This window comes from Dietzia papillomatosis NBRC 105045 (assembly GCF_001570845.1).
GTDB classification, from domain to species: Bacteria; Actinomycetota; Actinomycetes; order Mycobacteriales; family Mycobacteriaceae; genus Dietzia; species Dietzia cinnamea.
Map to the genome: position 1 here is coordinate 43018 of NZ_BCSL01000023.1, position 13189 is coordinate 56206.

Consider the following 13189-nt stretch of genomic DNA (forward strand, 5'->3'; position numbering starts at 1 on the left):
GACGTGGCAACGGCTCGCGGGCTGGGCTACGCAGCTCACGCACTCGGTTACGTGTTCACCGGCTCCGGTAGTGCAGGAGTACCGTCCCGCCTCCGAAGACGCGCTGCTCGGCGAGCTCCAGATCCAGGCGCGCGTCCGGCGGCAGGGCGCGAAGGCCCCCGCCGACCACGTGGGGGACGACGAAGAACAGGAAGTCGCTGACCATCCCCGCGCGGATCGCCTCCGCCGCGGTGGTCGGACCGAAGATCTCGACCTCACCGTCGACCTCGTCGACGATGCGGCGCAGGGTGCCCGGGTCGAGACGCGGCACCAGGCGGTCGGTGTCGGAGGCGAGGTGGGCGGCCGTCATGGTGGACGAGACGAGGGTCCGCGGAATCGCCTGCCAGCGCCGCGCGAACTCCTGCTCGTCGGGTCCCGACTCCTCGCCCTCGGGTGGGTTCTGCCAGTACTCCATCAACGCGTAGGTGTTGCGGCCCAGCACCTCGTGGGCGACGGCCCCCATGCGGTCCACGTGGAACCGGAAGACCTCGGCGTCCGGCGCGGACCACTGGAAATCCCCGTCCGCGTCTGCCACGTACCCGTCGAGCGAGACGGTCGCGGTGTAGCTCAGCGTGCCCATGGTCGGCCTTTCGCGGATGGCGCGGGGACGTTGGGGGCAGCCTAACCCCGGATTCCGCCCCTAGGCTGAGCGTTGACCGGGGTTCTCACGACGAGGGTCGGCAGCGTGGCCGACGGGCGGTCGCTGATCGCGACCACGTCGCCGGCCTCGGCGGCCCGGCCGCCGGGGCACCTCAGGGCTGGCGCGGACGGGTCGGGCACGTTTCGCGGACTCATCAGCTGACTGGGTCACCGCACCCCTTCCGCCCGGGCTCACGTCGTCGTCGTCGACCGCCACGGTCCCACCCCCGCACCGTCGGCCGCGACCGCTGAGCCCACCGGGCGCGGGGTCAGTCGGCGACTGCGCCCACCGGGCGCGGGGTCAGTCGGCCGGTGCGCGGTCGGTGTCGCGCTCGGCGGCCTGCTCCGCGCGGGCGAGGGCCTGCCGCCCGTACGCCCACCGGGCCGTGGAGGTGAGGTGCGAGCGATGATCGCCCATGTGCAGTCCCCAGGACAGCAGGGTGATGACGCGATTGCGGAAGCCGATGAGGAACGCCAGGTGCACGACCAGCCACAGGACCCAGGCGACGAAACCGTGGAGTTCAAAGGGGCCGATCTTGGCGACCGCGCTGTAGCGGGACACGGTCGCCATGGAGCCCTTGTCGAAGTACTTGAACGGGCGGCGGGCGGCCGGCGACCGTCCCGTCGCGACCTCGCGGGCGATCTGCTTGGCGACGTACTTGCCGCCCTGGATCGCGACCGGCGAGACGCCCGGCAGGTTGTCGAGGTTGATCATGTCGCCGATCACGAAGATCTCCGGCCGGCCCGGGAGGGAGAGATCCTTGTTCACGAGTACGCGCCCGGCCCGGTCCACCTCGGCGCCGGTCTGCTCGGCGAGCATCCTGCCCAGCGGGCTCGCCTGGACGCCGGCCGACCAGATCTTGCAGGTGGCGTCGATCCGGCGCAGCGACCCGTCGGGGTCCTTGACCTCGATCCCGTAGTAGTCCACGTCGGTGACCATGGCGTTGAGCTGGATCTCCACGCCGATCTCCTCGAGGCGCGCCCGGGCCGCGTTGCCGAGCTTGTTCCCGAACGGCGGGAGCACCGCCGGGGCGGCGTCGAGGAGGATGACCCGGGCCCGGGCGGGGTCGATCCGCCGGAAGCTGTGTTTGAGGGTCCGCCGCGCCAGCTCGGCGATCTGCCCGGCCATCTCCACACCGGTCGGACCGGCGCCGACGACGACGAAGGTGAGTAGCCTGCGACGTTCCTCCTCGTCGTCCGTCACCTCGGCCTGCTCGAAGCAGCCCATGATGCGGCTCCGTAGTTCCAGCGCGTCGTCGATGGACTTCATGCCCGGCGCCCAGTGCTCGAAGTGATCGTTGCCGAAGTAGGACTGGTTGGCCCCTGCGGCGACGATGAGGGAGTCGTACTCGAGCTCGAAGTCGACGTGCCCGGCCGTTGCGTGCACCCTCCGGGCGGTGACGTCGATCTGGTCCACCTCCCCCATTGCGACGGTGACGTTCTTCTGGTCCCGCAGGACGAGCCGGGTCGAGGGGGCGATCTCGCCGACGGACAGGATGCCCGTCGCGACCTGGTACAGCAGCGGCTGGAAGAGGTGGTGGCCGGTCCGGGCGACGAGGGTGACGTCGACGTCGGCCTTCTCCAGCGCGCGGGCGGCGGCGAGCCCGCCGAATCCCGACCCGATGATGACCACCCGATGGCGGTTCTCCGTTGACGGCCCACTGTTCATCGGCGAGTGCGAGTATCCGGTCATGGCGCCTCCTCGAACTGACTGTGCCGTTCCCATGAGCCCGTCGCCGGGCCCCGTTGCGGCCGACCCTAGTCGTGTTCGCGGGGCTCGTCGTCCGGTTCCGGATCGCCGTCCTCGTGCATCTCCGCATCCATCAGGTACGACGAGCCACCGTCCCCGACCCAGAACCCGTTTGTGTACGTGCCGGTGACGGACGGGCGGCGTCTCCGCGGCACCCGACAGTGGGCGGGAGGCGCTGTTACCCTCGGCCAAGTGAGCGGAGATCACTCTCCGATCACGCCACATGCCCGTCGAAAGGAGACACATCCATGGGTTCTGAAGCTCTCGGATCGCTCGGTTCGCTCGCCGCGGGGTCACTCGCGGCGCCCATCCTCGGCTCGCTCGGCCTCGGCTCGCTTCTCGGTGGGCCCGGCAGCGGCTCCGGCAGCGCGACCGCCTCGCTGACCGGCCTCCTGCCGACCGATCTGCTCGGCGGACTGTCCTAACCACGGCTTCCCGGCGACCCGGGGGCTCCCGCCCCGGACATCTCGGTGTCCGGCGGGCGGGGCCCCCGGGTCGTCGCGTAGATGCGTAGGTGTCGTCGCGTGTGTGAGTAGGTCAGAGCTGGGGTTCAGCGTGGGGCGCGTTTCAGCCGATCAGCCGGACAGCATCGTCGAAGTGCGTGGATTCAACGAGAACATCGTACGAGTCGGCCTCAATCGTCTGCACCGACGAGAAGTCGCGGCGTCCGCCCGTCGAGGCGTGGCCGATGGCGCCGAAGAGCGCGCCCCACAGCGCGCCGAAGCCGAGGGACCAGACGAGGATCCACAGGAAGCTCGCGAGGGGCGCCAGGATGAGGAAGAGAATCGCGAGCAGAAGGCCGAACCACAGACCCGCCAGTGCTCCGCGGCCCGCGGCCTTGCCCGTGGTCAGGCGACCCGTCACCTGCTCGATCGAGCGGAGGCCACTGCCGACGATCCGGACCCGGTCAACGGGGAATCCGCGATCGGACAGTCGATCCACGATCTCTTGCGCCACCGAGTAGTCCGAGACGGTCTGCAGAACCCGGTAGTCGGTATCCGAGTGGTCGTTGCGAGCGGTGGTCAACGTATCGTCCTCCCTCTCCGCGGCGCCTCGGGGCAGCCGCCACGTCGGTAGAACGTTACTGGTGCAGCTGCGCGCCCGCAATCAGCAGCGAGCAGTCAACGCGCGCCCGAACACCAAAACCGCAGATAGGGCGCATGTGTGATTTATATCACACAAAGCAGCTCATCGGCCCGACCCTGGCAGCTGCGAACCCCCGCCCGACGCGGCATCACGACGCGCCGACATCCGCCTCCAGCGCCCTTCACCCACCGGGGGCCCCTCGCCGCCGCACGCCCGGAACCCTCACGCCGCCAGCCGCCGCCGCCACACCCGAGCGACCACGGCCGACGCGCGCGCCATTTCCGCAGGACAGTGGGCTCGCCCCCGAAAGTCGAACATTCCGGGAAACCCTTTAGCCAGGCGATTTCATTCACTTCTGGAGTTACGTCCGGCAATTCACCAGAAGTAAGTAAAAGTTCCAGCCGAATACCGTGGATTCAAGAGGGAAACTTCGTGATTCTCCGGAGGAGTCAAATCAAGAACATGCCACGCCAAGAGGCATATAAGCGCAGCTAGTCGCGTCCGTAAACCCTGTCCGACGCCTGTGGAAATCGACGCCGATCCGGCGCCCGTCAGGGCCTTGCAAACCCTCTCCACTTGAGTAGTGTCATCCTTGTCAGCTAGCCGGAAAGAGCGAGACAATCGCTAGGAAAACGAACTCGCGGAAACGCATAAAAGGCGCGACACTAGCCCATTTCTTACGCAGCAGACACCGAATACACGAACAGAAAAGGATGAACATGAACACCTACACAGTCCCGCTCACCCAGAACATCGGCCTGCTGTACGACGGCTGGAACTTCCTCAGGGGAGCCGACACCATCCTGGGATTCGGACAGAGCATCGACGATCACGTACTCAATCTCGGAAGTATCTCGGAGCTGATCGCCGGCGAGCGGAACCGCCCCTCCCGAGTCGCTCGAATCACCGTGGTGATCGGCCTTCACCACCAGCGCCAGAACCCCCACGCCCGCGCCATCACCGAGCAATACATCCGCTACTGGCGGCGCGACAGGCGCATCACCGTCATCGCGATGGAGAACAACCTCGACGGCAAAGAGAAAGGCGTCGACATGGAGCTCGGCATGCAGCTGCTCGAGATGACCGGCGATCGAACTCTCGACGCGGTGGTGCTCTGTTCAGCTGACCGCGACATGCAACCACGTGTACGGTGCCCGCAAGATGTGGAAGGAGATGGGCCGCGCCGGCCACCAGGTCGCCCGCTGCACCGTTGAACGCCTCATGAGAGCCGAAGGCCTCAAAGGCGTCCAGCGAGCCAAGTCACCGCGCACCACTCGGCCCAAGGCTGAGACTGAGCGCCCCGCTGACCTGGTGGAACGCAAGTTCGTCGCCGAGCGGCCGAATCAACTGTGGGTCGCCGACATCACCTACATCCGCACATACGCCGGGTGGGTGTACGCGGCGTTCATCATCGACGTCTACTCGCGGATGGTCGTCGGCTGGCAGCTGTCCAAAAATCTGTACACCGACCTGGCTCTGGACGCGTTGAACATGGCGATATGGCAGCGCACACACGCCGGCGACGACCTCAGCGGACTCATTCACCACAGCGACCGCGGCGTCCAGTACCGGGCACTGCGCTATACCAAGCGGCTCGCCGAGCAGGACCTGGTGGCCTCGGTGGGCTCACGCGGCGACTCCTACGACAACGCACTGGCGGAGGCGTTCAACTCCCTGTTCAAAGCCGAGCTCATCCGCAACCGCCACAAGGGGCCGTGGCGCGACATCGAGGACCTCGAGATCGCCGTCGCCGAGTACATCGACTGGTTCGGGCCATCGACGGATCCACGGCGAGATCGGCTACGTCCCACCGGCCGAGTACGAAGCCCAACACGCCGCGGTCGAACCACTACCAGAGCCCGTCGACGACCTCATCGACACCAGATAACCACCCTCTACAAAACCCGGGGCTTGACAAGTGAAAGCACGTCCGCGGCGACGGCAGCTCGTCATTCGTGACCGTGCTGGTCGACCTCACGCCCGTGGTGGACGGCACCGGACCAGCTCGTCAGCATGGGCCGCACCACGGAGCCCACACGTCGACCAGCACCGGGATGCTCGACTCGTCCACGACCGCGTGGAAGTCAGCGTCGTTCGCGTCCACTACCCAGGGCAGCGGAGTACTGCACCTTCCGCAGCGTGGCGTGCCCTCGGCCACCACCGGCATGCGGTTCCCGGCTCCGCAGTTCCCGCACACAACCGTGGTCGTCCTCTGAGCGTTCGCGGTCATGCCACGGCGTTCCCCTGCGTCGGACTGCCGGACGCGGTCACCACGAGCTCCCCGTCGGCCACGCCCACCCAGATCGTGCCCCCGTCCGCCGCGTCGCCGCGGATCAGCGCTCGGCCCACCTGGGTCTCCACCTCACGTGAGATGTATCGCCGCAGCGGGCGGGCGCCGTACGCCGGGTCGAAGCCCTGGTCAGCGATGAACCGGCGCGCCTCGGCCGTGACCTCAAGGGTGACCCGCATCTCCGCCAGCCGGACCCGCAGCTCCTCGAGCTGGAGGTCGACGATGCGCTCGATCTCGGCCAAAGTCAGCGGCTTGAACATCACGATCTCGTCGACGCGGTTGAGGAACTCGGGGCGGAAGTGCGACTGCAGGGTGCGCATCACCATCGAGCGTGCCTCGTCCTCGACCTCGCCATCCGCGGTGATCCCCCCGAGGAGGTACTCCGAGCCGATGTTGGACGTCATGATCAGCACGGTGTTGCGGAAGTCGACGGTCCGGCCGTGCGAGTCGGTCAGGCGGCCGTCGTCGAGCACCTGCAGCAGCGTGTTGAAGACGTCCACGTGGGCCTTCTCGATCTCGTCCAGCAGGACGACGGAGTACGGCTTGCGCCGCACGGCCTCGGTGAGCTGACCGCCCTCCTCGTAGCCGACGTACCCGGGTGGCGCACCGACAAGTCGACTGACGGTATGGCGCTCCTGGTACTCGCTCATGTCGATCCGGACCATGTTCTCCTCGGTGTCGAAGAGGGCCGCGGTCAGCGTCTTGGCCAGCTCCGTCTTCCCCACGCCTGTGGGGCCGAGGAAGATGAACGACCCGATGGGGCGATGCGGGTTCTTGATGCCGGAGCGGGCGCGGACGACGGCGTCGGCCACCAGCTGGACCGCCTCGTCCTGGCCGATGACCCGCTCGTGGAGCACCTCGTCGAGCCGGAGCAGCTTGTCGCGCTCTCCCTCCTGTAGGCGGGTGACCGGGATCCCGGTCCAGCGCGACACGATGTCGGCGATCTCGTCGGCGGTCACCACCTCGCGCAGCAGCCGGCGACCGCTCTGCTTGCCCGCGAGCCGCGACTCGGCCGCCTCCAGCCGCCGCTGGATCTCCGGCAACCGGCCGTGCCGCAGGGACGCTGCCCGGTTGAGGTCGTACTCGCGCTCGGCCCGCTCGCTCTCCAGCCGTACCTGCTCCAGCTCCTGACGCAGGGACTGCACCTCGCGCAGCGCCGACCGCTCGGCCTCCCACTGTGCGCGCAGCGCGTCGGCCTCGGCCCGGGCGTCGGCCAGCTCCTTGCGCAGCTCTTCCAGACGGGCCCTGCTCGCCGCGTCCTCCTCCTGCGACAGCGCTGCCTCCTCGATCTCCATCCGGGTCACGCGCCTGGTGAGCTCGTCCAGCTCGGCCGGCATCGAGTCGATCTCGGTGCGGAGCATCGCGCAGGCCTCGTCGACGAGGTCGATGGCCTTGTCGGGCAGGAAGCGGTCGGAGATGTAGCGGTGGCTCAGCGTCACCGCCGCCACCAGGGCGCCGTCGTGGATCTTTACCCCGTGGAAGACCTCGAACCGCTCGCGCAACCCACGCAGGATCGACAGAGCGTCCTCCTCGCTGGGCTCGTCGACCAGCACGGGCTGGAACCGGCGTTCGAGGGCGGCGTCCTTCTCGATGTGAGAGCGGTACTCGTCCAGCGTGGTCGCGCCGATCATGTGCAGCTCGCCGCGTGCGAGCAATGGCTTGAGCATGTTGCCGGCGTCCATCGCACCCTCGCCGGCGCCGGCGCCCACGACGGTGTGGAGTTCATCCACGAACAGCAGGATGCGGCCCTCGGCGCTCTGCACCTCGTTGAGCACGGCCTTCAGCCGCTCCTCGAACTCGCCGCGGTACTTCGCGCCGGCGACCAGCGCACCCATGTCCAGCGCGAAGACGGTCTTGTCCCGCAGGCCCTCGGGGACGTCCCCGTCGGCGATCCGCTGGGCGAGGCCTTCGACGATCGCCGTCTTGCCCACTCCGGGCTCGCCGATGAGGACCGGGTTGTTCTTGGTCTTCCGGGACAGAATCTGGACGGTTCGACGGATCTCGGAGTCCCGGCCGATCACCGGCTCGAGCTTTCCCGACTTCGCGGCCTCAACGAGGTCACGGCCGTACTTGCTCAGCGCCTCGTAGGTCCCCTCGGGCGTCGCAGATGTCACCCGTTGGTGGCCGCGCACCTCGGTCAGCGCAGCCAGGAAGGAGTCGCGTGTCAGGCCCTGGTCCCGCAGGAGCCGCCCGGAGGCTGACTGCGAGCCCTCCTCCACCAGCGCGATCACGAGGTGCTCGACCGAGACGTACTCGTCCTTGAGCCTGCGCGCCTCGCCGTCAGCAGTGTCGAGGAGCCGCGAAAGCCGCTGCGTGACGCGCACCTGTCCAGGCGTCATGCCCGGCCCGCTGACCCGCGGGCGCCGGCCGAGCTCGGCCTCAAGTTCCTCACGCAGTCGGGCCGGGTCGGCCCCGGCGCGTGCGAGCAGCGGCGCGACGAGGCCCTCGGCTTGGTCGAGCAGCGCGAGCAGCAGGTGCTCGCCGTCCACCTCGGTGTGGCCGAAGCGCAGCGCCTTGGTCTGCGCGTCGTGCAGCGCTTCCTGTGACTTCTGGGTCAGTCTGTTCATGTCCATGGAGCGTCTCCTCGTCGTGTCGTGCGCCGTTGTGCGTTCTCCAGCTCCGCGATCCGGTCGAGCAACTGGACGACCAGCCCGATGGCGCAGTAGCCGAGGTTCAGGCTCATCCGCAGCCGCTGGATCCTGGCCATCTCCTTCACCTGGGACGGGTCGAACCACAGGCGACCCTGTGCGTCGCGAGTGACCTGCAGCAGCCCGAGCGCGACCAGGCGGCGCACCAGCTCCGGGTGTACGCCGGTGATCTGCGCATAGCTCTCCAGGCTCAGCCGGTGGGGTCGGGCCAGCGCGAAGCGCGTGGACGCGTTCATTGTCTGCTCCTCGCGTCGAAGCGGGACACCTTGGCGAGCTCTTCGAAGTACCGCCGCTCGTCGTCGGACAGGGTGCGGGGCACGCGCACCTGCAGCTCCGCGTAGAAGTCCCCGGGCGTGCCCTTCGGGTGAGGGAGCCCACGCCCCTTGAGCCGCAGGCGGCGGTGGCTGGACGACCCGGCCGGGACCTTGACGGTGGCTGCTCCGCCGGGCGTGTCGACGGACACCGACGCCCCGAGAGCGGCTTCCCAGGGAGCGACCGGCAGGAGTGTGTGCACGTCACGACCCTCGACCCGGTAGCGCGGGTGGTCGGCGATCCGGACCACCAGGTAGAGGTCTCCGGCCGCCGCGTCACCGCTTCCCGGGCCGCCCTGTCCCCGCAGCCGGATCCGTTGGCCGTCGACGACTCCCGGCGGGATCGTGACGTCGAGCGTGCGGGGGCCGTCAGGACCCGTGATCGTGAGGCTGCGCTCGGTGCCGCGGTAGGCCTCCTCGACCGAGACCTCCACCTCCGCCTCGTGGTCGGCCCCCGGGACCGGGCCGGGTCCCCAACCGGCCCGGCCCCGGCCGCCCCGCCCTCGCCCACCGAAGATCCCCCCGAGCAGGTCCTCGATGTCGATCTCGTCACCGAAGTCGGCCCCTCCGAAGCCGCCGGACGGCCCGCCCCCCGACCACCGGCCGCGTGCGCCTGCCCCCGTATCGGCATAGGCGCGGCCCTGGCGCCAGGCGGCCGGGTCCGCGTCGGGTGGCACACGTCGGAAGTCCTCGCCGAAGGCGTCGTAGCGCCGCCGTTGCTCGGGGTCCGACAGGACGTCGTAGGCCTCGGCGATGTCTTTGAACCTCTCCTCGGCCCCGGCCTGCTTGTTGACGTCGGGGTGGTTCTGGCGCGCCAGCCTGCGATAGGCGCGTTGGATCTCGTCCGGGTCGGCATCGCGAGAGACACCGAGGACCTCATATAAGTCCATGGCCATCAGGAATCCCTGGTCGCCACCACGACCGCAGCCGGACGCAGGAGCTTGTCGTCGGGTCCGTATCCGGGGCGGACGACCTGAACCACGGTGCCGGGCGTCAGCCCCTGACCGGACACGGTGCTGACCGCCTCGTGCACGGCTGGGTCGAAGGCCGTGCCCTCGTCGTCGCGACGTGGGAACCCGAGATCGGCCAGGACGCCGACCGCCTGCGCGAGCACTGCTCGCAGGCCCTCGGCCACCGAACTGGGGTCGGACGACGCGTGCTCGAGCGCCCGCTCGAGGTTGTCCAGGACTGGCAGCCAGCTGGTGGCCACGGTCGCCCGTTCCTGCTCGCGGGCGCGCACCACGTCGCGTGCGCACCGCTTGCGGAAGTTGTCGAGCTCGGCAGCCGTGCGCCGCCACGCGTCTTCGAGCTCGGCGACCTGGCGCGACTGGTCGACGCTCTCGGGCGCTTCGCCTCCCGGTGCCTCGTCGCCCCGCGCCGCGTCTGTCGGGCCTTCGCTCGTCGGTTCCTCGCCGTCGGACATGGCCGTCACTTGGCCGTGAACTCGGCGTCGATGACGTCGTCATCATCGCTGTCAGACGCGGAGCCGGATGAGCCGGCCGCCCCGGTCGACGGTCCACCGCCACCCCGGGCTGCGGCGCCCAGCGCCTGAGTCATCTGGTGGAGCTCCCCGGTCAGCGCTCGGAGACGATCCACGGACTCGTCGCCCTCGACGGCCTGGCGGGCCTCCTCGACCAGCATCTCGGCACGAGCGCGGTCGTGCTCGGGCACGGACGCGCCGGCTTCCTCGAGGGTCTTGCGCACCTGGTAGGCCACGGAGTCGAGCTCGTTGCGAGCATCGACCCGCTCACGCAGCGCGGCATCCTCGCCGCGGTGGGTCTCGGCGTCCCTGACCATCCGCTCGACCTCCTCCTGGCTCAGCGTGGAGGACTCGCTGATAGTCACCTCCTGCTCGGCACCGGTGTCCTTGTCACGCGCCGACACGTGCAGGATGCCGTTGGCATCGATGTCGAAGGTCACCTCGATCTGGGGCACCCCACGCGGCGCGGGGCGGATGTCCTCCAGACGGAACCGTGCCAGCACCCGGTTGTCGGCCGCCCTCTCCCGCTCCCCCTGCAGGACGACGACGTCGACGGCTGACTGGTTGTCCTCCGCCGTGCTGAAAATCTCGGTCCGCCGGGCCGGGATTGTCGTGTTTCGCTCGATGACCTTGGTCATCACCCCACCCATCGTCTCCAGCCCCAACGACAGGGGCGTCACGTCGAGCAGCAGCACGTCCTTCACGTCGCCCTTGATGATCGCCGCTTGGACAGCCGCACCGACGGCCACGACCTCGTCCGGGTTGACAGTCATGTTGGGCTCCTTGCCACCGGTCAGGCGGCGCACCAGCGCCTGCACGGCCGGAATCCGCGTCGAACCTCCCACGAGGATGACCTCGTCGATGTCGTCGGCGGTGACCTTGGCGTCCTCCATCGCCTGCCTGACCGGGCCGAGGCAGCGCTCGACGAGGTCGGCGGTGAGCTGCTCGAACGTCGACCTCATCAGGTTCACGTTGAGATGCTTGGGCCCGGAGGCGTCCGCGGTGACGAACGGGAGGTTGACCGCCGTCTGTGTGACCGCCGACAGGTCCACCTTGGCCTTCTCGGCAGCCTCGAACAGTCGCTGCAATGCCTGCGAGTCGTCGCGGAGATCGATGCCGTTGGACTTCCTGAACTCCTCGGCCAGGTAGTCAACGATGCGCCGGTCAAAGTCGTCGCCGCCTAGGTGGGTGTCCCCCGCTGTCGACCGGACCTCCACCACACCGTCCCCGACGGTGAGGATGCTGACATCGAACGTGCCGCCGCCGAGGTCGAAGACCAGCACGGTCTCGTTCTCGCGCTTGTCCATCCCGTACGCGAGGGCGGCCGCCGTCGGCTCGTTGACGATCCGGAGAACCTCGAGCCCCGCGATCCGGCCGGCGTCCTTCGTGGCCTGACGCTGCGCGTCGTTGAAGTGCGCCGGAACCGTGATGACCGCCTCGGTGACCCGCTCACCGAGGAACTTCCCGGCGTCGTCGACCAGCTTGCGCAACACCTGTGCCGAGATCTCCTCGGGTGCGTAGAGCTTGCCGTTGACCTGGAAGCGCACCGCGCCGTCCGGACCAGCGACGACGTCGAACGAGACGGTGTTCATCTCACTGCTGACCTCGTCGTACTTGTGACCGATGAACCTCTTCGCGGAGTAGATGGTCCCCTTCGGATTCAGGATCGACTGCCGCCTCGCCATCTGGCCGACCAGGCGCTCACCGTTCTCCAGGAAAGCCACCACGGACGGCGTCGTCCGGTTGCCCTCCACGTTCGGGATCACCTGTGGCTGCCCACCCTCCATCGCTGCGATCACCGAGTTCGTCGTTCCCAGGTCGATGCCGACTGCCCTGCCCATGACTACTCCATTCGCCGGAAGCTCGTGTGTGACCATGCTCGGTCAGGGGCCACGTCACCGGCATCCCGTGAACGGGTGATCTCTGAGGGGGCAGGTCTCCCGCTATCCCATGGGAAGGTGATGCTGCAGCGCCAGCACGGTCAGCTCGACTCGCGTGTGGATGTCAAGCTTGAGGTACACGTGCTTCAGGTGGGCGTCCACGGTGTGACGCGAGAGGCGGAGCTTTGTGGCAATAGCGCGGTTGGTCATGCCCGCAGCGACACCGGCCACGACGCGCAGTTCGCCGTCGGTGAGCGACCCCCACCCTCGGTCCAGGTCCTCGTCGCCGTGCGAACCCGCGCTGACCATGGGGTACCGGCTCGCCTCGGTGAGGCGGGCCGCGGGGTACTCCGCCGGCCGCAGGTAGTGAGGGTTGTCGATCACCGTGCCGTCTAGCAGGACCTTGGGGTGCGTCTGGAGCACCTGGACGAGCATCCTCGCCCCGAACTTCTGGAGGTCGTAGAGGCAGATGAGAATGGCGGGCATCTCCTCGACCACGCGGTTGAGGGACGACTCGTAGACGAACAGGTCGTCCCAGCCCGGAACGCCGGGCAGCACCCACGACATCTCGCCGACGGCTCTGATGAGGTCGAAGTTGTCGGCGCTCGCCTTGTCCACGCGGCCGGACAGGAAGCTCACCATGCCCTCGACGCTGAACTCCCCCGAGCGCAGGTAGGCGTCCGACGCGCGTTCGACGTCGAGCTGCGCCGAGCGTCGCGAGTAGTCGGCGCCGGGCTGCCCGACGGCTCGGTCCCGGACCAGCGCCGGCTCGACGTCGTCGATCAGGCACAAACATTTGTCGCCATGCCTCAGCCCCTCCTCGAGGAAGGGGTACAACAGCCGGTCGCGCTCGGCTGGACCCGAGTAGAGCGCGCAGAAATGAGTTCCCGAACTCACAGCGCCGACGCCGGGGATCCCGAGACTCAGACCGTTCATGCTCGCCACCGTTCGATAGGTCGATTGGATGGGATCGCACGCTAGCGCATTCCGCAGCGGGCGTGGCCCTGAACCACGTGGATCAGGGATGTCCTGGCCCTGGGACATGTGTTAGGGACGTGCTTCGGAA

The 13189-nt window shown here is 68.4% G+C and carries 13 protein-coding genes; 3 read left to right on the forward strand and 10 right to left on the reverse strand.

Translation table 11 applies throughout. The features are described from left to right. Positions 1–55: 55 nt before the first annotated feature. Both DPA01S_RS09775 and DPA01S_RS09780 read right to left on the reverse strand, forming a co-directional pair. The gene (locus DPA01S_RS09775) at positions 56–619 is read right to left on the reverse strand and encodes a dihydrofolate reductase family protein (protein WP_061228115.1); all 564 of its coding nucleotides are present in this window, start codon (positions 617–619) and stop codon (positions 56–58) included. Between the two features lie 360 nt (positions 620–979). Next, complete coding sequence (locus tag DPA01S_RS09780; RefSeq protein WP_153038718.1) at positions 980–2371, reverse strand: NAD(P)/FAD-dependent oxidoreductase; 1392 nt, start codon at positions 2369–2371, stop codon at positions 980–982. A gap of 305 nt (positions 2372–2676) precedes the next feature. On the opposite strand from DPA01S_RS09780, the gene DPA01S_RS17030 reads away from it, so the two are divergent. Continuing rightward, the gene (locus tag DPA01S_RS17030) at positions 2677–2853 is read left to right on the forward strand and encodes a hypothetical protein (RefSeq protein ID WP_167349538.1); all 177 of its coding nucleotides are present in this window, start codon (positions 2677–2679) and stop codon (positions 2851–2853) included. 142 nt (positions 2854–2995) lie between these two features. Here the strand turns inward: DPA01S_RS17030 and DPA01S_RS09785 are convergent, their stop codons facing one another. Next, a complete protein-coding gene (locus DPA01S_RS09785; RefSeq protein WP_061228114.1) occupies positions 2996–3454 on the reverse strand; it encodes a YflT domain-containing protein in 459 nt (152 codons plus the stop codon). A gap of 779 nt (positions 3455–4233) precedes the next feature. On the opposite strand from DPA01S_RS09785, the gene DPA01S_RS09790 reads away from it, so the two are divergent. Beyond that, positions 4234–4728: an NYN domain-containing protein gene (locus tag DPA01S_RS09790; RefSeq protein ID WP_063935571.1), complete on the forward strand. Its 495-nt coding sequence runs from the start codon at positions 4234–4236 to the stop codon at positions 4726–4728. Then, positions 4688–5473, forward strand: coding sequence for an IS3 family transposase (locus tag DPA01S_RS09795; RefSeq protein ID WP_375545837.1), 786 nt, complete (start codon positions 4688–4690; stop codon positions 5471–5473). Before DPA01S_RS09790 ends, DPA01S_RS09795 begins: the two co-directional genes overlap by 41 nt. A 49-nt stretch (positions 5474–5522) precedes the next feature. Here the strand turns inward: DPA01S_RS09795 and DPA01S_RS17585 are convergent, their stop codons facing one another. The 7 genes from DPA01S_RS17585 to DPA01S_RS17310 all read right to left on the reverse strand — a co-directional run bounded on the left by DPA01S_RS17585 (position 5523) and on the right by DPA01S_RS17310 (position 13059). After that, positions 5523–5744: a thioredoxin domain-containing protein gene (locus tag DPA01S_RS17585; RefSeq protein ID WP_084374740.1), complete on the reverse strand. Its 222-nt coding sequence runs from the start codon at positions 5742–5744 to the stop codon at positions 5523–5525. Continuing rightward, positions 5741–8377 (reverse strand): ATP-dependent chaperone ClpB, encoded by a 2637-nt coding sequence (gene clpB / locus DPA01S_RS09805; RefSeq protein WP_061915851.1) that lies wholly within the window; start codon positions 8375–8377, stop codon positions 5741–5743. Before clpB ends, DPA01S_RS17585 begins: the two co-directional genes overlap by 4 nt. Continuing rightward, positions 8368–8688, reverse strand: coding sequence for a chaperone modulator CbpM (locus DPA01S_RS09810; protein ID WP_061228110.1), 321 nt, complete (start codon positions 8686–8688; stop codon positions 8368–8370). Before DPA01S_RS09810 ends, clpB begins: the two co-directional genes overlap by 10 nt. Further along, positions 8685–9659, reverse strand: coding sequence for a DnaJ C-terminal domain-containing protein (locus tag DPA01S_RS09815; RefSeq protein ID WP_061915854.1), 975 nt, complete (start codon positions 9657–9659; stop codon positions 8685–8687). Before DPA01S_RS09815 ends, DPA01S_RS09810 begins: the two co-directional genes overlap by 4 nt. Beyond that, positions 9659–10186 (reverse strand): nucleotide exchange factor GrpE, encoded by a 528-nt coding sequence (locus DPA01S_RS09820; RefSeq protein WP_061228172.1) that lies wholly within the window; start codon positions 10184–10186, stop codon positions 9659–9661. The genes DPA01S_RS09815 and DPA01S_RS09820 overlap by 1 nt, the downstream gene beginning before the upstream one ends. 5 nt (positions 10187–10191) lie before the next feature. After that, complete coding sequence (dnaK, locus tag DPA01S_RS09825; protein ID WP_061915858.1) at positions 10192–12084, reverse strand: molecular chaperone DnaK; 1893 nt, start codon at positions 12082–12084, stop codon at positions 10192–10194. 102 nt (positions 12085–12186) lie between these two features. Continuing rightward, positions 12187–13059 (reverse strand): MEDS domain-containing protein, encoded by an 873-nt coding sequence (locus tag DPA01S_RS17310; RefSeq protein ID WP_082767635.1) that lies wholly within the window; start codon positions 13057–13059, stop codon positions 12187–12189. Positions 13060–13189 lie beyond the last annotated feature (130 nt).